This is a genomic window from Chitinophaga sp. RCC_12, from assembly GCF_041360695.1.
Taxonomy (GTDB): domain Bacteria; phylum Bacteroidota; class Bacteroidia; order Chitinophagales; family Chitinophagaceae; genus Chitinophaga.
The window spans coordinates 372,324-392,167 of sequence record NZ_JBFUPS010000005.1; the positions used below are offsets into that span (position 1 = coordinate 372,324).

The 19,844-nt window shown below is 48.5% G+C and carries 15 protein-coding genes; 7 read left to right on the forward strand and 8 right to left on the reverse strand.

What is annotated here, in order from left to right:
- Positions 1 to 13: 13 nt before the first annotated feature.
- Genes AB6805_RS17305 through AB6805_RS17330 form a run of 6 tightly spaced genes read right to left on the reverse strand, consistent with a single transcriptional unit; the run spans position 14 to position 13,007 of the window.
- On the reverse strand, positions 14 to 1,930 hold the full coding sequence (locus AB6805_RS17305) for a beta-L-arabinofuranosidase domain-containing protein (protein ID WP_370910696.1): 1,917 nt from the start codon (positions 1,928 to 1,930) through the stop codon (positions 14 to 16).
- Positions 1,927 to 3,801, reverse strand: coding sequence for a hypothetical protein (locus tag AB6805_RS17310; RefSeq protein WP_370910697.1), 1,875 nt, complete (start codon positions 3,799 to 3,801; stop codon positions 1,927 to 1,929). The genes AB6805_RS17305 and AB6805_RS17310 overlap by 4 nt, the downstream gene beginning before the upstream one ends.
- Positions 3,802 to 3,805: 4 nt before the next feature.
- On the reverse strand, positions 3,806 to 6,442 hold the full coding sequence (locus AB6805_RS17315; protein ID WP_370910698.1) for a sugar-binding domain-containing protein: 2,637 nt from the start codon (positions 6,440 to 6,442) through the stop codon (positions 3,806 to 3,808).
- Positions 6,443 to 6,449: 7 nt separating this feature from the next.
- Positions 6,450 to 7,457, reverse strand: coding sequence for a DUF5017 domain-containing protein (locus tag AB6805_RS17320; RefSeq protein ID WP_370910699.1), 1,008 nt, complete (start codon positions 7,455 to 7,457; stop codon positions 6,450 to 6,452).
- A gap of 21 nt (positions 7,458 to 7,478) precedes the next feature.
- Positions 7,479 to 9,380, reverse strand: a complete 1,902-nt coding sequence (locus AB6805_RS17325) for a RagB/SusD family nutrient uptake outer membrane protein (RefSeq protein WP_370910700.1) — start codon at positions 9,378 to 9,380, stop codon at positions 7,479 to 7,481.
- Positions 9,381 to 9,401: 21 nt separating this feature from the next.
- Positions 9,402 to 13,007 (reverse strand): SusC/RagA family TonB-linked outer membrane protein, encoded by a 3,606-nt coding sequence (locus AB6805_RS17330; protein WP_370910701.1) that lies wholly within the window; start codon positions 13,005 to 13,007, stop codon positions 9,402 to 9,404.
- Between the two features lie 159 nt (positions 13,008 to 13,166).
- Here AB6805_RS17330 and AB6805_RS17335 point away from each other — a divergent pair, with 159 nt between their 5' ends.
- The 3 genes from AB6805_RS17335 (at position 13,167) to AB6805_RS17345 (ending at position 15,881) form a co-directional block, all read left to right on the forward strand.
- A complete protein-coding gene (locus AB6805_RS17335; RefSeq protein ID WP_370910702.1) occupies positions 13,167 to 13,712 on the forward strand; it encodes a GNAT family N-acetyltransferase in 546 nt (181 codons plus the stop codon).
- Between the two features lie 187 nt (positions 13,713 to 13,899).
- Complete coding sequence (locus AB6805_RS17340) at positions 13,900 to 14,415, forward strand: hypothetical protein (RefSeq protein ID WP_370910703.1); 516 nt, start codon at positions 13,900 to 13,902, stop codon at positions 14,413 to 14,415.
- A 71-nt stretch (positions 14,416 to 14,486) separates the two neighbouring features.
- Positions 14,487 to 15,881 (forward strand): alpha/beta hydrolase-fold protein, encoded by a 1,395-nt coding sequence (locus AB6805_RS17345; RefSeq protein ID WP_370910704.1) that lies wholly within the window; start codon positions 14,487 to 14,489, stop codon positions 15,879 to 15,881.
- A gap of 3 nt (positions 15,882 to 15,884) precedes the next feature.
- Here the strand turns inward: AB6805_RS17345 and AB6805_RS17350 are convergent, their stop codons facing one another.
- A complete protein-coding gene (locus AB6805_RS17350) occupies positions 15,885 to 16,256 on the reverse strand; it encodes a YdeI family protein (protein WP_370910705.1) in 372 nt (123 codons plus the stop codon).
- A 148-nt stretch (positions 16,257 to 16,404) separates the two neighbouring features.
- On the opposite strand from AB6805_RS17350, the gene AB6805_RS17355 reads away from it, so the two are divergent.
- From AB6805_RS17355 to AB6805_RS17370, 4 genes are all read left to right on the forward strand, one after another.
- Entirely contained in the window at positions 16,405 to 16,791 is a 387-nt protein-coding gene (locus tag AB6805_RS17355) for a VOC family protein (protein ID WP_370910706.1), read from the forward strand.
- A gap of 56 nt (positions 16,792 to 16,847) precedes the next feature.
- Positions 16,848 to 17,705 (forward strand): serine hydrolase, encoded by an 858-nt coding sequence (locus AB6805_RS17360; RefSeq protein WP_370910707.1) that lies wholly within the window; start codon positions 16,848 to 16,850, stop codon positions 17,703 to 17,705.
- A gap of 73 nt (positions 17,706 to 17,778) precedes the next feature.
- Complete coding sequence (locus AB6805_RS17365; protein ID WP_370910708.1) at positions 17,779 to 18,360, forward strand: TetR/AcrR family transcriptional regulator; 582 nt, start codon at positions 17,779 to 17,781, stop codon at positions 18,358 to 18,360.
- A gap of 73 nt (positions 18,361 to 18,433) precedes the next feature.
- Positions 18,434 to 19,228 (forward strand): SDR family NAD(P)-dependent oxidoreductase, encoded by a 795-nt coding sequence (locus AB6805_RS17370; RefSeq protein ID WP_370910709.1) that lies wholly within the window; start codon positions 18,434 to 18,436, stop codon positions 19,226 to 19,228.
- A gap of 36 nt (positions 19,229 to 19,264) precedes the next feature.
- On the opposite strand, the gene AB6805_RS17375 is transcribed toward AB6805_RS17370, so the two are convergent.
- A complete protein-coding gene (locus tag AB6805_RS17375; RefSeq protein ID WP_370910710.1) occupies positions 19,265 to 19,729 on the reverse strand; it encodes an NUDIX domain-containing protein in 465 nt (154 codons plus the stop codon).
- Positions 19,730 to 19,844 lie beyond the last annotated feature (115 nt).

Genomic DNA, 19,844 nt, shown 5'->3' on the forward strand with positions numbered 1-19,844 from the left:
AGGGTTTAATGTATTAAGGGATCACCGGGAATACCGTCATGCGTAGCCTGGTAGTACCATAGGGCACCAGGGTGATGGTATCGGTAGTTGTTTCATAGTGGAAGGCACCGGGTTTGGGTAAAGGGGGTGTGTAGCGGTTTTCTGATAAATGCCAGTCGTTAATTTTCCTGGCCGGTACCTTAATGGTAACAGCGGCGGCGTCAAAGGGATAGGTATTGTCCTGTTTTTCTGTTACCAGCCATTGTTCAGGATGCGCCAGCAGCGCATAGTTCCAGTCACCCGCAGGACGGATGTCCAGCGCCGGGAAACCAGGATCTGCAGATTTTTTGCCGCCAAGGTTAGCGTAAGTGGCGGTATCTGTGGTTACTTTTTCGGGAACGGGATAAGCGTACAACAAGGGGCCGCGTTCCACGGTAACGCCCCACTGGCCCCATTGTACCAGTTGCGGCGCCATAGGGAATTGTATGCTGATCCGGTCGTTGTTATGAAATTTCCGGTGCAGGGTTACAAAGGAGCCGGGCTTTAACGTGCCGTTGTATCGTTTTCCATTGATGCTCACCATCGCTGATTGACACCAGCCAGGTATGCGGAAAGTGAAAGGCATGGTGATGTCCTGTTGCATCCGGAAGGTGAACTGCAACTGATTAGAAAAAGGATATTGAGTGCTTTCGGTAATGGTAAGTGGCTGCCCTTTGTAGCGGAGCGTTTCAACAGATGGTCCGTAAAGCGCTGCCACCGGTCCTCCCACGGTGTCGCGCATCCACATCCGCGCGGCGTAGTTAGGCATAAAACGATGTACATTGCCGGCGCAGCATTCTGTTTCATGACAGGGCCAGTAAGCCATCCAGGTAGATCCATGCGCAAATTTATTATGGTTGGACTGCCCCGTGGCGATCACCTGGTTAACGCTGGAGAAGTACTGGAGATTTTTAAAATCTTTGGATACTGCACCAGGACCGGCATTGAAGATGGCCTTTTCCAGTTTATCGGCCCAGCGGCCGTCGCCGGTGGCCATCAGCAGGTAACCCACTGCCCAGGTATAGTCGGTGATATCGCAGGTTTCGTGGCTCTGTAACGGATCTTTCCCCGCCAGGAATTCGTTGGAGCTGGGGATGCCATCGGGTAACATATGATCGCGATCCAGTTTGTACATGGCATTCAGCGCTGCATCGAGATACACTTTCTTACCGGTGTAAGTATACAGGATGGCGGGCAGCTTGGCCATTTCCATATAGGTAACGCCATGCAGCACCAGCGTATCCGGCGAAGAAGCCGTTTGCATGTTCAGCTCAAAACCGCCTTTGGCATAAGCCGCTTCCGCAAGCGCCAGCAGTCGGGAATCATTTGTTTTGCCATACGTCCACAACATGCCTTCAATGTTTACAATGGCGCGTTTGGCATTGCCTATTTCTTCGGGCGTATAGCTCAGGTAATGTTTATGCAGGGCGGCAATGATCCGCTGATCGCTGGTAGCTGCGTATTCGGCCTGTAACACCCGGAAATATACAGCGACAGGCCACTGGCTGGTGAACAGCTCCGGACCCAGGCGGCCACTGGATTGTACGTGTGCCAGGGTGTAGTTAATACCGGCGCGGGCTTTATTCACCAGCGCTGTGTCACGCAGTAAATAACCCAACCGGAGGATGCCATCGCTGTAGTAAGCAGTTTGTTCATACCGCCACCAGTTGGCGCCGTGCTGTTCGCCCACCCGTTCTATAACGCCCGCCCATAGGGAGGAATTGAAGGGATACGATAATACTTCCGGATGCCCGGTAAGACCGCTCCGCTGCCGGAGCAGGAATTCTTTCAGCCATCCCTGCGGGCTAACATCAGTGATGGCCTGTTCCCTGAATACATCGAACCTGGCTTGCGCCATGGCAGGCATCACAAAATACAGGGCAGCGCTGATCAGTAAGCATGCTTTTTTCATGTGTGTGGTCTTACGGATATTTTTATATCGATATTATTCGTTTCAAAGAGTAACGGAACGGCTTCCAGCCCGGGTACAAAATTGAAAGCTCGGTCCGTTAATGCGCGGGTTGTTTTTATGGGCGCACTGGTGGTTATCTCCACAATACTACCCGCTTTGCGTATTTCCAGCTTATTTTCTGAAAGAAGTGTGACGGGTTCGTCGTGCGTACTGATAATAGGTAAACTATAAACGGCCTTTTCATTTTTCGCAGTAGCGTGAATATGAAACACATCTTTCTCAAAAAGATAACTGATCGTACATTCCGGTGAAGCAGCCGGTAACTGGTTTTCATTTACCAGTAATGAACGGGTGTTGAAGGTTATCTGCCCGGTGCTTTCATGATAATCAACAGCGGCCTTCAGATCATTGGTGTGCCGGTACAACTGTTCGCCGGCAATTATGGTAAAGCCAGGCGTAAAGCAAACAGACAGCGGATCGTTATCCCGCTGCATGTTAAAGCTCTCCACCATTTGATACCGGTTCATACTGGCCACAAGCAGGGGACCGGTATCCTCATGCCAGAGCATAGACAAAGCGCCGCCGCTGGCATGACCGCCTTTCATGGAATATTCCTGGTCGTACCCCGTAATGGTGCCACGCCATTTATGCGTGGAGATCAGCCAGGTATTGATTTCAGGAAATGACTTCACCCCGTATATACGTTCCCGTGGGAGCGGAGCTGTAGTGCTTTTTATGGAAGGCGCCTGGATCAAAACAGTGGTCAATGCTTTACTGTGCGCCAGCGAATGACTTACACAAGGCAATACCCCGTGTTGTACATAATGAGGCCCGCCATGTAGCAGCTTATTATGCGTGCATTTTGCCAGCAGCCGGGTGTTTTGCAGGGCTGCTTTGTAAAATGCAGGGTCGCTGCCGGCCATCAGGGCATAGGCAGGCTGACAGCCATCACTGGTTCTGCTGCCCCAATAGGTCCATTTAAAGTTCCTGGTTCCCCAGCTGTTGTCCCAGGCGCCGTCGGGCAGCATAAATTCCAGGTGTGCTTTTAAGGAGCGTGTCAACTGATCCAGCAGGGCGGTATCCTTCACCAGTTTGGCATACAGCACAAAGGAGGGAAGCGATTCTTCCACGTTATAGCCCAGGTCTACGGAATAACAGCCTTTCGCACTTTTCTCAGGTACCGGTTTTCCTTCGCCATATATCAGGCCATTGGCAGTAAAGTAGACGAGGCATTCCTTTGCCAGGCTTTTGCCCTTGGTAATAAAATGGGGTTGTTGGAGATAGGTGCCTATCAGGCACAAAGCATAACTGCCGGCGATAGGGTAGTTGATATTACCGGTGTTAACAGTAAAGTTTTTATAAAGATAATCACCTGCTTTTTGTAACCTGTTTTTCCATTGCTGCGCGGTGGACTTGTCCAGTAAATGTTCAAAATGAATCAGTGCTTCCGCGAGACTGGTAGCGCCAAACACCGTAATGCCTTTCCAGTCGCTTACGTTTACTTCGTTTACCCACGCGCCATCGGGTGTGCTTACCATGTGTTCCATCCAGTTATACAAACGGATAGCTGCATCTACATACTGTTGTTCTTTCCTTTTACTGGCAAGATATAATAACGGGAAGATGGCATCCCCGCAGCGGCCGTGTATGGTGGCGCATGCGGGGCATAGTATACCGCCATGCAATCCTTTTGCCTGCGGTTGGTTTACCTGTAGCGCCAGTAAACTTTCACCCCATTGTTGCAGGAGCTGTTCACTCAAGGTTATCAGTTCATCTTCGTATATGCCTGCCCATGCGCTGGTGGGCGATAACAGCAAACCTGTACTGCCAAGGGTGGTTATTTTCAGGAATTCCCGTCGTGATGTAAACATGCTTTTATTTTTTGGGTGCGATACTGTCGGGCCGCGGCAAATGGGTAATGGGCCAATGGTTCACCTGCGCGTTTCCATTCAGCGCAATGGCTGCATCGGGACTGTTGCTTTCTTTTATATTTACATTAAAGCCATCCACCAGTATCATTGGCTTGCTGCCTTGTAGGGCGGCCTCACTGGCTTCCACGGTAATTGTTTTTGTTTCGTTGGGGCACAGGGAAACATAATTATCTGAATAAAAAATAGGTAGCACCCTGTCGCCGCCCTGCCGGTGGAGTTGCAGGTGCGTCATTACCGCGATGTGAGCAGATGGGTTATGCAGGCTTACATCCAGCAAACACCTACCTTGTATACTGCGGCGTTTAACCGTTGCCGTGAGCGTAACCACTGGTATCTTTTCCAGGCCAGCCAGCTGGTCTGATCCCAGCGGAAGCGTGTTCCAGTAGAAGTTATCGGAGAGCAGCGCGCCTTTGGCATCATGCAACGTTAGCTTTACAAAGTGAACGGGCGACAAATCAGCGGGCCATTGCACCTTTCCGAGATCCGTTGCTACGGTGGGAAGGGCCGTAACGTTATAATCCTGTTGCAGCACCGGCGTACCATCTGCATTGAACAGGCTGAGATGAGCGCGCGCATTTTTCAGCACAGTCGGTCCGTTATTGATCACCTGTATATTTCCTTCTTTTTCGTTCAGTTGAATATGTACCGGTTCACAGGCCTTTTGAACGGCAAATAGCGCCGCATTAGGTTCCAGGTCGTGGTGATAAAGCTGCCATACAAAACTGGGCTGAGCGGGATTACTCATCCAGGTAATAACACCGGTAGCAGGGTTAAACATTTTTGCATTGCGGCCCTCATACATAGCACGAAACGATTCATAATTGGCGAGTTGTGATTTTCTTACAAAGTCGGCCAGGTTGGCTACTTCACCAAACCGTTTGGCAATCATGTTCCGGTAATATTTTGTAGCGAGGTCATGTTCGGCCCAGTCGTCGTTGATCACTTCCCAGTCCTGCTGCGGCATCATGCCCTGCACCGATTCCATTGTTGGAATAGAGAAACTGCCAATCTCCGTTTTGAAAGACTCCGTGAAAACATAGTACTCCGCCGGTTTGCGGGTGTAGTAAGGCCCGCCGGAGTGTACGCCGCGCCCGGAAGTAGAACTGGGCTGGTATAGCCGCAGGGGCTCCAGTTCAGCCATCAGGCTGCGAAGTGAATCGTCTATTGCTTTAGGTGGATTGCCTTCATTGCGGGCGCACCAAAGGATAATAGAAGAATGATTGCGGAAGCGCAGCATTTTTTCCCGTACGTTGGCGAGGTACAAATTCACATCTGCGGGATCGGGACCATCGGAGGGATTGGGCTGGAAAAATTCATCCCATACCATGAGTCCGTATTTATCGCAGAGGGCATACAGGTCTTCGCTGGTACTCTGGCCCACCCAGTTGCGGATAATATTGTAATGCGCCTGCTGGTGCATGCGGATCTGTGTTTCCAGTCTTTCTTTCGGAATACGTTTCATCGCTTCATCCATACCCCAGTTGCCACCTTTGCAAAACACCTTTACGCCATTCACTGAAATGGTGAGATCTTCTGAAGCCGGCGTGGTGTAACTGATTTCACGGATGCCGAAATCCAATTGTTGTTCATCGGATATTTCTCCCCCGATGTTAAACTGTAGTTGCAGGGCATATAAATTTTGCGGACCGTAACCATTGGGCCACCAGAGTTTCGGCTGTTTTATTTTTAACTGCAGCAGCGTTGCGGGATCAAACGTAATCCGCTGGCTGCTGTGTGGCGGCAATGCTACCGGCTTACTGAACACTACATTGTCAAAGGCGCCTTTCAGTATGCCTTCCTGCGGCTGGTCTGTTATATTTTCTACGGTAGCAGCTATTTTAACATCCGCTGTATTTAAGGCAGGTAGTGGAAGATCGGTAGTTACCAACGGGTCTTTTACAACTACGGGACCGGTGGCATCGAGATATACAGATTGCCAGATGCCGGTGTTCCGGTCGCGGATAGCAGGAATCCAGTCCCAGCCCATGGAGCAGAGGAACGTAGGACCATCCATAGCGGTGATGCCGCCGTTTCTGCCCATGCCTTCTGCAATGGTATGCTCGTGTGGCACACCCGGATTGGGTTGCGGAGATACCAATACAGCTATGGCCGCGGTGACTCCGGGCTTTACGGCCGCTGTGATATCAAAGATGCCCCTTGCAAAGGCGCCACGTATCTCCCCGGTATATTTCCCGTTTACCCACACCTGCGCAGTGTAGTTAATACCGTTGAAGTGCAGCCAGCAGTTTTTATTTTTGTAAGATGATGGTATGGTTATTTCTGCGCGGTACCACCACTTGGTGCGGCAAAGGGAATCTGGAATCCTGTCGGGGCGGTTATTTTCACCGTATAACGGTTCCGGGTATACGTTGTTATGCACCAGCGTGGTGAGCACTGTACCGGGTACTACGGCGGGATACCAGCCATTAGCGGGGAAGCCGGGTTGCGCTACTGTTGCGCCCGGCTGCGGTACTTTTGAAGCGTCCTGCAACAGCCAGCCACCGACTGGCATCACCTGTGCAAAGAGGATTTGCGAAAAGAGTAACAGCGCCACGATGGCCGGAAAAAAAGATCGGTTCATATTTATGTCAGGGTAGAATTTTTAATGTCAGCTGTTTAACCTGGCTTTTGCTGTCTTCCAGGCTGTTATTGGTGGCCACAAAGGTGACCTGGTAAGTGCCTGCTTTGTTAAAAGCATATTTAAATGTAGCAGACTTTAAAGCTACTTCGTTCTGCACCACCACACCTACATCGGGTTTGGTTGTTTTTAAATCCACAGCGGAAGTAATCAGCCAGTCGTCGTTGTCTTCATTATCAATATTGGTACCGGGATTGAACGTAATAGGATAACCGGTCCTGATAGGAATGCCGTTGCTGTTCCGGACACTGTCGGCCGCGGAAACGTTCCAGGTGCCCACGTTCCAGGCGTTGAAGCCTGTGTAGTTATTCTCCGCCGTTCCCGGTTCGCTGTTGTTAAGCAGACTGGCCTGTACCCAGCCGGTGTTGGCAAAATTTGTAAACAGGGGCGTGGTACTGCTGTCGGGTAGTAAGTTATAGAGGGAAAAGCTTTGGATAACCCATTTTCTTTGTGGCATCACACCGGTCTTTTTGTTCAGCACGCGGAAAGCGATGTTTACTTTATCTGCCTTATTAAAATCTGATATATCGATAGAATCAGAAGTTGTAAAACCGGTGGACAATGACTTCGGCCATTTGCTGTTGCGGGTGGTGATGTTTGTCCAGGCGGCCTTTGTCATATGTGCGGCATCATATCCTTCCAGGTTAGTAGAAATCAGCAGCTGCAGCGAATCGGGGCATGGCTTTGGTGGCACCGGGCCTTGCTGCATGGATGTCTGGAATACGAGTTTTTCCACGCCGGGCATCGACTTCCTGTCCCGGTTTTCATATGCTTTGCCGGTTTCGCCGGAAAAGAAAACAATGGCGCCTGCATTACCGGAGAGATAAAATGTAACAGTATCGCCCGCCTGGTAAGCCAGCTGGCCGGTGTTTACGTTGAAGTCCGGCATGGTTGCTTCGTTGCTGCGGCAACCTGCAAACATAACAGCGGCGAGGAAATAATATATAATGGATCTCATACTATTTTGTTTAATCGGTTTTTATTGCCATCCGGGGTTTTGTGTTAGTACCTGGTCCAGCACTATTTCATTGCCGGGGATTGGTAACAGTGAATACTTTTGCGGATCAACCAGGAAATTGGTCGCAGCCACACCAGCAGGCGTAACATAATTGGTGGGAGCGTAGTTGTCGTTGTTGGCAAGCACCTGTTGCATGGCCTGCGTCATTTTGCCCCAGCGTATCAGGTCCTGCCGGCGAACGCCTTCAAAGCAGAGTTCACGGGAGCGTTCATCCATAATATCCTGCATGGTAAATGTGGTTACATCAAAGCCCGGCGCAGGCGTGTTAGGCGGGTATCCGTATGCCCGTCGTCTTACCTGGTTATAATATTCCACTGCCGTAGCGCCTGCGCTGCCATTGGCTTTCAGCTCAGCTTCCGCTGCCATCAGCAGCACATCTGCATAGCGCACAATAGGGAAGTTGCAGGAAGTATTGTTTTGCAGGCGGCTGGGTGGCAGGTTAATTTCGTATTCCCTTCTCCATTTACCCACACAGCGGTCGTATGTTGTTGGATAACCCGCACCGCCGGATATTACATTGATAGCCGTCAACTTTCCACCACTCACGGTGGCCGTGGCTACTGCTTCATTCGGCGCGGTAACAGAGGGGTTGGTAGAGGTATTGGTACCGTAAGCAACAAAGCTGATGGTGGGAGTAGTCGTATAGCCGTTACCGGGGTTGTCGATCACTACCGAAGTAATGGCGCCCTGCGCATCCGTGTAAGCAGTGGCTGCAGCGCCGGTACCCCCGCCACCATTAATGTTCACGGTGAGCGTGTAGTAACGGGTGGAGGCAGCGCTTTTATACACATAAGGCGCAATGGCCCAATCCCTCCGCTGATCGCCGGAACCATAGAGATTGTATAAACCCGGAAATACCCGGTACGTGCCGGGAGAATACCCATTCACACCCGAAATGCCCGCATCGGGGCAGTATACACCCATTACGGCGCCCAGCTGCTGCGTAACAAGATAACCGGTGCCTGCATAGTTGCCGGTAACATTGGATTTGGATAAGAATGCGGCATCCCAGATACTTTCCGAGGTGCCGTTATCATTCATGTTATTCTGCATCTTGTTGATGAAAATGCGGGCATAGGCTGGGGTAGTGGGATAAAGCGGATGTGGTGAACTGATTAAACTATGTACATTTGAATTGATCAACTTCTGCGCCCAGAACAGCGCATCTTTATAACGCGCCACGTCATTCATGGGATTGCCGGCCATAGAAAGATACGCTCTTGTAAGAATGGCTTCCACGGCAGATTGTGTGACAATGGTTGGGGTGTTTACCTGCGACATTTTTGGCACCAGGCTGTCGGCTGCCACCATTTCTTTCACAATAAAAGCGTAAATATCTTTTGATGGTGTACGGGGGAGATTGTAATTGGTGCCCAGGTCGGTAGCCAGCATTGTTTTAAGCGGAACATCTCCGAAATGAGTCACCAGCAGGTAGAAATAATATGCCCGCAGGAACCTGGCCTGTCCTTTAATCTGCGAACGTTTTGTTTCATCCATCTGTGGTTTGTCGGCCACGTCGAGTATCACATTGGCATCTTCAATACCCTTGTATAAACTCCTCCATAGCAGCAAAACATTCTGTTCGGTATTACTGATATGATAAAACTCCGTGAGCGTGGTGCTGTAACTGGCGTTGTTACGGAAGCTTTCATCTGCGCCGGCATTAATATATCCCCATAAACCAAAACCATACGTCGGGTCTTGCTGGAGGATGTTGTACATCCCCGCCACCTGTTCATCCAGTTGCGCTTCGGTGGTAAATGTAATAGGACGGAAGGTGACAGGATCCAGGCTTACATCCATCTTACAGGAAGCTGCCAGTATGCATATGAGTGGAAGTAGTAATTGCTGAAAAGTTTTCATAACAACATTTTAAACATGGAATCAGAATGTAGCCGTAATACCAAAACTGAGTGTAAAGGCGCGTGGATAAGCCGTATAATCGAGTCCGCCGGATAAGGCGGAGTAGCTGCTGCTGGGTTGAAGAAACGTATAGCCGGTGCCGCTGGTAGCGGTAACGCCGGGAGTATTTCCCGGTGCATTGGCAGGGTTTTGCACCCTGAAAGAAGAAACCTCCGGATCAATGCCGGAGTAATGGGTGATGGTGAAAATATTCTGCGCTGCCACATATGCTTTCAATCCTTTGAAGCCTGCGCGGCGGATCAATTCGGGTGGCAGGTCGTACCCCAGCGAAATGGTTTTGAGCCGCAGGAAGGAGCCATCTTCTATGTAGCGGGAGGTTACCTTTGGCGTATTGCTGCCCGCATCGCCCCTGTTGTTATATTTTGCCCTGGGCACATCGTTGGTTGGGTTGCCGGGTGTCCAACGGTCAGCATATTCTGCAAACTGGTTGCCGTTCGGGAAATAACCCCCGGTGGAAGCAAAGGCCATCCTGTTGGCGTTCAGTATTTCATTGCTGTAGCTCCATTGCAGGAAAATATTCAGGTAGAAATTTTTATAGTTAAAATTATTGGAGAACCCGCCGGTATGAACAGGGAGGGGGCTACCCAACGTAGTTTGATCGTTGGCATCTACTACGCCATCGCCGTTAATATCTTTGTATTTTGGATCCCCCGGCTGAATACCGGTGGCATAGCCAGGTACGCCGTTTTTCAGGATGTAAGCGCCATTACCTTGTTTAACAAAATCATCATACTGGTAAACGCCGGCCCACTTATAACCATAGAACTGGGAGATGGGAGCGTCTACTTTTGCAATCCAGGCAGTGGTGCTGTTGCCGCCGGGCAGGTTATAGCCAGTTTGCATTACTTCAAAGCCATCATAAAATTTATCAATCTTTCCTTTGTTAAAACTGATGTTGAAGCTACTGCTCCAGTTGAAATTTTTCCCTTTAACATTAAGGGTGTTGATGGTGAGTTCAAAACCTTTGTTGGTGATTTCCCCGGTGTTCTGGTATTGGGTATTGAAAGACGTGATACTGTAACCCGCGAAGTAAGGTATCTGTACCAGCAGCAGGAAGTTCTTTGTTTTCCGGTTGTAGTAATCTGCATCCACGGAAATCCGGTCGTTGAAGAAGCTTAAATTCAGCCCGAGATCCAGTTCTGTAGTGGTTTCCCAGGTGAGATTGGCATTGCCGTTTCCAAATGGTACGGTGCCTCTTGTATAAGAGTTGTTGAACGGATAGGCGAACTGCGTGCCGCCAGCCAGGGTAGCCAGGTAGCTGAAATCTCCCACCTTGTTGTTGCCTACGCTGCCATAACTGGCCCTGAACTTACCATCATTCAGTATGGATCGCAGGCCTGCTGCGAAAGACTCTTCTGTAAACCTCCAGGCAAAAGCGCCGGAAGGGAAGTAGCCCCATTGCTTACCTGCTGCAAACTTCGACGAACCATCGGACCGCGCAGTGGCAGTGAACAGGTATTTATCTTCAAAAGCATAGTTCAGCCGGCCTAAAAAAGAAAACAGCTGCCAGCGGGAGCCGCCTGCATTGGGAGATGCGGCGGTGCCGCCGCCAATGCTCTTAATGCCCAGGTATTCGGTCGACTGTGGCACATTGATGGACCTGAAGCCGGTATAATTGTTCGTGGCGTATTGATAAGTGAAACCTGCCAGCGCATCAATCATATGTTTTTTCCCGATCGTAGTTTTATAGTTGAGAATATTTTCACTGAGATAGTTACTGTTCAGCTGATTGTTGATAGTGCCGTTAATACCATTCACATTGGGCACTGCGCCTGCTTTGTTCTTGAATAAATTTCCCTGTTGCGTTTGTGAATTATAAAAAGTTTCCGATTTCAGGTTGGTAGCATTATAGCCGCCTGATATCTTCAACCTGAATTTTTTCAGAAAGTTATATTCCAGGAAGGCATTAATAGTACCGGTGTTGTTGATGTTTTTCCGGTATTCATTCTGTGCCTGCAGCAGCGGGTTTACCAGGTTGTTTCCCAGGGTGGCATTGGAGGTGCCATTGTTGAAGTCTTCCAGCGCAAGACTGTCGATCACAGCGTTGAGCAGGTCCTGGTTACCTACGCCGGAAACGGGCCGGTATTGCCACATGCCCTGTACTACGCCGCCACTGAAAGAGGCAGCGGGTATGGTGCCATAGGAAGAAGAATTGGAATATCCTGCGGTGATGCCCATCCGCAGATTTTTATTCAGCCGCTGATCGAGCGTGAATTTGCCGTCATATCTTTTCATGCCGGTATTGATGATGATTCCTTTCTGGTCGTAGTAGGAGCCACTGATGGAATACCGCGTGTCGGCAGTGCCTGCGCTGATATTCAGCGAATGGCTTTGCGTGAGTCCTGATTGCAGGAGGAGGTCCTGCCAGTCGTACCCGGGATTGTTCTTATAAGAGTCGAGTGTAATGCCTTTCGCAGGATCGAGGTAAATGCGTGCGTTGGTGTTAACGGGTGTGCCGGGCGTACTGGCCACGCTGTCCAGTTCGAGCTGTAGTTTTACAAATTCGTAAGGACTCAGCATCTCCATTTTCTTCGTGATTTGCTGCATGCCCAGCGCGTAGCTGTAAGTCACTCTTGGCGGGCCTGGTTTTCCTCTTTTGGTGTTGATGATGATGACGCCGTTGGCGCCTCTTGCCCCGTAAATAGCAATGGAAGAAGCATCTTTCAATACTTCCAGGGAGGCGATATCATTGGGATTGATGGAATTGATATCCATATTTTCAATGGGGAAACCATCTATCACAAACAGGGGCGATCCGTCCTGGCTTACGGAGCTTCCTCTCACCACAATCCGGGAAGCGGCGCCCGGTTGTCCGTCGTTGGAGCTTACTTCCACGCCGGCAATGCGACCGGCCAGCGCCTGGTCAAAAGACGCTACGGGGGCTTTCTGCATATCCTCCACATTGGCTTTGCCCACTGAGCCCGTGAGGTCCCTGCGGGTGGTGGTGCCATACCCGATTACAATTACTTCATTGAGACCGCTGTTGGCGGGCTTTAGTTTTATGTCCTGGAAACGCATGTCTGTAAGCGGTACTTCCAGGGGTTCATAACCGACAAAGCCAACCTGTAAAATGCCGGCAGGTTCCGGCAGGACGATGGAGAAGTTGCCGTTATCATCTGTCTGCGCCGCCGCGGTCGTATTTTTTATTCTCACGGATGCCCTGGCCAGGGGCTGGCCGGTATCGTCTGTTACCCTGCCTTGCAGCTTTTCCTGTTTGGGGGAAGGAGCCGCGGCATTATCCTTTCTCTTCAGGATGATATAGGTATCGTTAAACGTCCACTCAATATTTTTATCTTTCAGCAGTATATTAAGTACTGCCGGTAAATCGCTTTTGTTGAAGTCTACTTTTATCTTTTCCTTATCATTCAGGATAAGATTATTATAAAAAACAGTATAGCCGGTTTGCTGCCGGATGGCTTTGAATATATCTGCCAGGCTGATGGTGGCATTCCCGCTTTTCAGGGTTACCTGTTTTTGTCCCTGTGCAAAAACAACCGGCTGGTTAAGCCAAAAGAAGAGCACCAGTCCTTGCAGGAAAGGACTCCATTTGGGTGGAATTAGCTTCATAACGTAGCATTTGATATCTGTTAGAGACGTGATTTTATTTAAAACGGGTGAAGTGGGTTAGAGGAATCCTTCCGGGTCGCCATTTTTTCTGTTAGAAAATACAAAAAAATATAGGAGCCTATCGTTTATATTTACATACTGTAATAGCTGAGTTTCAACATGAAAGTATTTCCTGAACTGTATACCAGTAGGTTAAAACTGCGAAAAGTGGAAAGGGATGACCTGGGCGCCCTGTTAAAGTATGCCAATAACAAGAAGATCTCCGAAAATATATTAAATATCTCCTATCCTTATAAAGAGGAAGACGCTGCCTTTTGGATAGATCTTGCACTAAAGGCATACGTGAGCGGGGAGCGGTTTGTTTTCGCGATTAATTTAAAAGAGCACAATGAATTCATTGGTGCAGTGGGTTTGAGTATTGATACCCGTCATAACCATGCTGAAATGGGCTACTGGATCGGGGAACCATTCTGGGGCAAAGGACTCATGACCGAGGCGGTAAAAGAAGTCCTGAACTTTGGATTTCACACGCTGCACCTCCATAAAATTTATGCGACTGTTTTTCCCGAAAACAATGCATCAGAAAAGATTTTAATTAATAGCGGCCTGGTAAAAGAAGGGGAACTGGTGGACCAATATAAAATTGGCGATGTTTATAAAACTGTTTTCCAATACCGGTTAATAAAGTATGAGTACGAAAAGTAGAGTGTATTCATAGTGCATGGGGAGTGCATGGGGAGTGCATGAGTAGTGCATTGGAAGTGCATTGGAACAGTATTAATAGTGCATGGATTACCCATGGTATACCCATGGATGAGGCACCCGGGAAGTATTCATGATATAACAAGGATACCAGGCTTATATTAGACAGACAAACTTAAAATGCCTTTAAATGACCCATTTTCGAATTGACTATTCCCAGGTTGAATTACAGGAAAACATTCCTTTAAATGAGGAGGAGATAAAACATATTGACAAACAACAAAGTGAATTCTTTAATGACGCCCCCACTATTTTGATGACCTCCACACTTTTTATAATGGCGATCGCTTATTACTTTATACAACACGAAATTAATTTACAATACTATCATTACATTTTGTTTGTTTTTGCAGGATTAGCACTGTTCGGTATTTTATATTTATTTGTTTGGCTAACGTTCAGGAGTTTTAAAAACAACTGGAAGAAAGATATTCTAAATGGGAAAAACAAATTGTCGAGTGTAATTATCAGTCGTCATAAAACAGAAAATGACGAATATATCATGACCTTTGCAGGGCGGCATAAAAGTGAAAAATTCAGGTTTCCGGTTAAGAAGGCCGACTACTATCAGTACCCGATAGAAACAAAAGTACTCGTTTCCTATTTAAAATACAGCAAAGAAGTACTTGAAATTACTGAATTATAGCGAAGTATCAATGATGCTTCTACCAGCCGCCATTGTTATCCAAAGCAACTTTAAGCATAAAAAGCCTGACGATGCGTTTATTTTTTTGGTTCTTATTTTTTGTTGCAATTAGTGTTGAAGCCCAGCATACCACACCAACAAAGGATTCGATTTACTCGAATAGCCTGGGTGAACTACGTAAAATTGAGGTTATTTTACCCGACAGTTACGCAGCAGACACAGCTCATTACGATGTGTGGTATGTGATCGATGGGGAGTGGAATACGCATACGTTTACGAATATCTTCAATTTCCTGGTGGCGATAAAATTCGCTCCGCAGGCGATCATTGTGAATGTCCCTAACCGTTATGTCAATGGCTTCAACCTGCGTGACCGCGATTTCACCCCTACGCAATCGAAAGATGTGGACAGCTCGGGTGGTGCGGACAAATTTCTTGCCTTCTTTGAAAAAGAGCTGATGCCTTATATTAATCACAAGTATCGCGTTAGCGGCGAGAGCGGGTTATTCGGCACATCATTCGGTGGAGTATTTGCTTTTTACACCCTGCTTCAGCGGCCGGACCTGTTCCGTTTCTATGCGCTCGGCGACCCGGCTTTCCAGTTCGGCGACCGGTACCTCGTGCGGATGGCAGCGCAAAAACTAAAGTCGGTTCCGTTCCACAATACCGTGCTGAATATCGGCGGCCGCAGTGGTTTTTCCTACGGCGACATGGCGCGTGATGCGATGGACAGCGTGCTGAAAGCGAATGCACCTTCGGGGCTGCACTGGCACTCGGCGCTTTACGACAATGAAACGCATGGCTCGAGCGTGTTCAAATCGAACTATGATGGACTTAAATATGCTTACCTGGGGTATTACGTCCGCAACGCCCGTTATCAACCGACCGGCGGCATTGTGGTGAAGGGCCGGCCTATCCGTCTGTTTTTGCCAACCGATAACGCCGAGATCCGCTATACGCAGGATGGTTCATCGCCCAGCCGCAACAATGCGCTGGTAGATGATCATTTGATCACAGATGATCCTTCAGGTATCCGGGCAATATCGTTTTCGCCGGGCGGGCGATACGATCATGAGCTGCCAATGAACCTGCGGACAGGTGACTATCTGACGCCGGAAAAGATGTTGGGTGCTACCCGGCAATTGCCAAAGCTCGATCTGCAATCGAAGCCTGTGAATGGGCAGCTGACCGGGGTCGTCGCTATTCCGCGTGATGGCTACTACGTATTTCAATTGACACCGTCGGAAGGCACACAACTCTATCTTAATGATTCGTTGTGGATTCAGTACAACCCGGCGGATGGCCATGCACGGCAAACGGTGATACTGCCACTGCGCAAAGGGAATTATATTTTAAAACTATTACATCCCGCAAAAAAAGCGGACGATCCATCGCTGAACTTCGGACTCTACTACAGCGAAAACGGGCAGGACGACTGGTGGCGAAACCCGTTAGTGAAGTGGTGAGCACTACACGATCTCCCACCTGCCGGTTTTCTTTGCATGATCAATCGCTTGTTGCCCTTGTTGGGTCATGGCGCCTTTTTCAATCATTTTCCCGGCCCGGTCCCTGTTGGGCTGGCTCCATTTGCTTTTAGGGTTGCGGGGTGTCATGGTCAGGTAGAAGCTTTCGGCATCCCTCTTTTTGGCTTTGCTGTCTATCCAGCCGAAACACATCGCTTCTTCCATGGCATCGTTGTAGCTAACGCTCTGCACCTGGCTCTTTTTGTGATACTGGATAAGCCAAACGGATTTCTCTGACTGGCTGTTTTGTTTCAGCCATTTCCGCCACTCGGTCCTTGTTTTAGCATAAATAGCGGCTTTTCCTTCTTTTGTTTCCATAGTGAGTTTGTTTGTTTTAACAAAAGTAAAAGGGAGATATGACAACCCTATGTCAGCAGGAAATACATTTTTTTAAAAGTCCCGGATGGAGGTTACATATTCTTTAGTATATTGACTATCGACTTCTTCTTTCACTTTAATCCTACATATGAAAAAAGTAACGGGCCTTGGGGGCGTTTTTTTTAAATGCGCTAATCCGCAGGAAATGAACGAATGGTATGCCAAAAACCTCGGATTGACTACCAGCGAATACGGGACTACGTTTGAGTGGCGGGAGGCCGATAATCCATCGAAGAAAGGATCTACTTCCTGGTGTGCGTTTCCGCAGGATACGGCATATTTTAAGCCATCGGACAAGCCGTTTATGATCAATTACCGGGTGGAAAATCTCGTTGCGCTGGTAGCGGAACTGAAAAAGGAAAACGTGACTATTGTTGATGAGATTGCGGAATATGATTATGGCAAATTCGTTCATGTGCTCGATCCGGAAGGCAATATTATTGAACTTTGGGAACCAAAAGAGGAGTCAGAATAATATCTCCTGTGAATACCGGCTCTCGCGTTATAACTTAAAGCAAACATTCCTTATATATGCACAAATGGTTGCTGCTACTGCTGTTGACTCCTGTACTAGCTTTTTCGCAGGAGGACCGTAAACTTGAAAAAGGATTGAGAAGTATTATCACCGGGTTTCACGGCAATGTGGGGATTTACGTAAAGAACCTGAGAACCGGCCGTTATGCCGCTATCAATGCCGACACTATTTTCCCCACGGCCAGCATTGTGAAAATTCCTATCCTGGTGGGCATGTTTGACAAAATAGAGAAAGGCGAACTGAAATATCATCAGCCGCTGGTTTACCGCGATTCCATTAAGTATGGCGGATCGGGCCTGATGCAGTTCTTTAAAGACAGCACCTCAACGGAGGTGAGTGTATTGCTGGCGCTGATGATGTCTTACAGCGATAATACCGCATCCATCTGGAACCAGTCGCTGGCAGGAGGGGGGCAACGCATTAATGAGCTGATGGAGCAGTACGGGCTTGCGGTTACGCGGGTAAATTCGCGTACCCCCGGTCGTGCAGAGATCTGGAAAGTATACGGCTGGGGCATGACTACCCCCCGCGAAATGGCCACCCTGCTGGTAAAGATCCGTAATGGTGAGGTGATCAGCAAAGCCGCTTCCGAACGCATGTACCGGTTAATGACCCATGGATATTATGATGAAACCGGGTTGTCGGCTATTCCGCCTTATGTACAGGCCGCCCATAAAACCGGTTCACTGGATGAGTCCAGGTCGGAAGTGATCCTGGTAAACGAACCGCGCGGGGAGTATGTGTTTTATGTAGGCACCAAAAATAATAAAGATCAGCGCTGGACAGATGATAACGAAGCACAGGTGCTGATCAAGAACATTTCCGCCTACCTGTGGAAGTATTTCAAACACTGATTTTTTAAAGATAATTAAGGCTGTTTCTAAAAAATACCTATTTTTGTAGTGATTAACACAAAATTTGTATTGTATGAGGGGACGGCCAGCCATATATGATAATAAGGATGTTGTAGAGAAGGCACAGAAAGTGTTTTGGACAAAGGGGTATACTGCTACATCTTTAGAAGATATACTCACGGCTATGGGAATAGGCAGCGGGAGCTTTTATAATGCCTTTAAAGGAGGAAAGAAAGAGCTATTCCAAAAAGCCATTCAACAGCGCAGGGAAGCATTTAAGGAGTTTGAAACAGCGCTTAATCAAAGTGATGCGCCAATGGAGCTGATCAAAGACTTCTTCCGCAGTATGGCCCGGGCCGACCGGGAAACGCATCTGCAGGGCTGCATCATCGTTAATACCGTGGTGGAAATGGCGTCTCTTGATAAAGAACTGGAAGACGAAGCCGTAACCATTCTGAAAGAAGTAGAACAACTTTACACCAAAGTCATCCGCCGCGCGCAAAAGAATGGCACTATGAAAAACCAAACCGATCCCGTGATCCTGGGCCGCTACCTGGTTACACTCTGGAATGGGTTGAACGTTACCAGGCGGATGTATCCCGATAATAAAATCCTCCTCAAACAGATTGAAATGCAGCTGGAAATCCTCCGCTGATTTTTTTTGCTGATTTTTGTAGTGATCAACACAAAATCTGATCTCGTAATTAAAATAATACAACAGGACGCTCATGGATTTACAATTAACATCAAAAACGGCTTTTGTCAGCGGATCTACACAAGGCATCGGCTTTGCCATTGCCAGGTTATTACTGCTCGAAGGAGCGACGGTCATTATCAACGGGAGAACGCCTGAAAAGACAGCCGGTGCAGTGAAAAGACTCAAGGAAGAAATACCGGAAGCAAAGGTATCCGGCATAGCAGCCGACTTTGCCAGCGTGGCGGAGGTGAACCGGTTGTTGGATACGCTTCCAGGTATTGATATTTTAATCAACAACGTAGGAATATTTGAACTAAAGGAGTTTGCGGATATTACGGACGAAGACTGGCAGAAAATTTTTGAGATAAATGTATTGAGCAGTATCCGGCTATCGCGGCAGCTGCTTCCCAAAATGCTGGCGCGTAACTGGGGCAGGATTGTTTTTATCAGCAGTGAATCGGGTATTCATATTCCAGGGAATATGATCCATTACGGCACCACCAAAACCGCCATGCTGGCGGTGAGCCGTGGCCTTGCAGAATTGACCAGAAACACCGGGGTTACGGTAAATGCTATTCTCGGTGGGCCCACCTACTCGGAAGGCGTGGCTGGCGCAGTGGAACAAATTGCAGGTGCACAAAACCTGGGTGTGGAAGCAGTGAAAACCGGCATTATTAAAACAATGAATCCAACCTCTTTATTACAGCGGTTTATTGATCCTTCGGAAATCGCCAGCCTGGTGGCTTATCTTTCCAGTCCTTTGTCCGTAGCCACCAACGGAGCTGCGCTCCGCGCCGATGGAGGTGTGCTCAATACCATTGTATAGTATTAGCCGGGCCAGATGCGCCATCCGGCCCGGCTTTTATAAAGCTGTTAAGCCCAGCTGCAATACTTCTTCCAAAAACGCTACCTGTCTTTCATTGATCAGCTTTGCCGCCTCCTCGGGCGTAAACCAACCCGCTTTGTCTATTTCAGGATAGGTTTTATACTTCCCGCTTCTCGGCGGCCATTCTATTTCAAACGTATTGCTCACTATTTTCGCCGGATCCAGGTTACCCGATGCAGCCCAGCAATGTACCTGCTTGCCACCCTTTTGGGTAATGGTAGTCAGCCGGGTGAAAGGAGCGGCCGGCGTATACCCCGTTTCCTCTTCAAACTCCCGGATAGCCGTATTCAACGGATCTTCTCCCGGCATAATTTCTCCTTTGGGAACCGTCCACCAGCCGGCGTCTTTCTTCGCGAAAAACGGGCCACCGGGGTGTACCAGGAAAAACTCAGGTCCGCCCCCGGCAGCACGGATGAGTAAAATACCGGCGCTTTGTTTCATACGGTGAAAGATTGTTGGTTTCCAAACTTACAACAATACCCATACCGGACGCAAAAAAGTACCCGCAAAACTAGCTGGTATTGTTTATAATTGTTAAATTGACAGTTATATATAC

Coding starts and splice junctions, on each gene's coding strand:
- AB6805_RS17305 (WP_370910696.1), bottom strand. CDS start 1,930: ATGAAAAAAGCATGCTTACTGATCAGCGCTGCCCTGTATTTTGTGATG.
- AB6805_RS17310 (WP_370910697.1), bottom strand. CDS start 3,801: ATGTTTACATCACGACGGGAATTCCTGAAAATAACCACCCTTGGCAGT.
- AB6805_RS17315 (WP_370910698.1), bottom strand. CDS start 6,442: ATGAACCGATCTTTTTTTCCGGCCATCGTGGCGCTGTTACTCTTTTCG.
- AB6805_RS17320 (WP_370910699.1), bottom strand. CDS start 7,457: ATGAGATCCATTATATATTATTTCCTCGCCGCTGTTATGTTTGCAGGT.
- AB6805_RS17325 (WP_370910700.1), bottom strand. CDS start 9,380: ATGAAAACTTTTCAGCAATTACTACTTCCACTCATATGCATACTGGCA.
- AB6805_RS17330 (WP_370910701.1), bottom strand. CDS start 13,007: ATGAAGCTAATTCCACCCAAATGGAGTCCTTTCCTGCAAGGACTGGTG.
- AB6805_RS17335 (WP_370910702.1), top strand. CDS start 13,167: ATGAAAGTATTTCCTGAACTGTATACCAGTAGGTTAAAACTGCGAAAA.
- AB6805_RS17340 (WP_370910703.1), top strand. CDS start 13,900: ATGACCCATTTTCGAATTGACTATTCCCAGGTTGAATTACAGGAAAAC.
- AB6805_RS17345 (WP_370910704.1), top strand. CDS start 14,487: ATGCGTTTATTTTTTTGGTTCTTATTTTTTGTTGCAATTAGTGTTGAA.
- AB6805_RS17350 (WP_370910705.1), bottom strand. CDS start 16,256: ATGGAAACAAAAGAAGGAAAAGCCGCTATTTATGCTAAAACAAGGACC.
- AB6805_RS17355 (WP_370910706.1), top strand. CDS start 16,405: ATGAAAAAAGTAACGGGCCTTGGGGGCGTTTTTTTTAAATGCGCTAAT.
- AB6805_RS17360 (WP_370910707.1), top strand. CDS start 16,848: ATGCACAAATGGTTGCTGCTACTGCTGTTGACTCCTGTACTAGCTTTT.
- AB6805_RS17365 (WP_370910708.1), top strand. CDS start 17,779: ATGAGGGGACGGCCAGCCATATATGATAATAAGGATGTTGTAGAGAAG.
- AB6805_RS17370 (WP_370910709.1), top strand. CDS start 18,434: ATGGATTTACAATTAACATCAAAAACGGCTTTTGTCAGCGGATCTACA.
- AB6805_RS17375 (WP_370910710.1), bottom strand. CDS start 19,729: ATGAAACAAAGCGCCGGTATTTTACTCATCCGTGCTGCCGGGGGCGGA.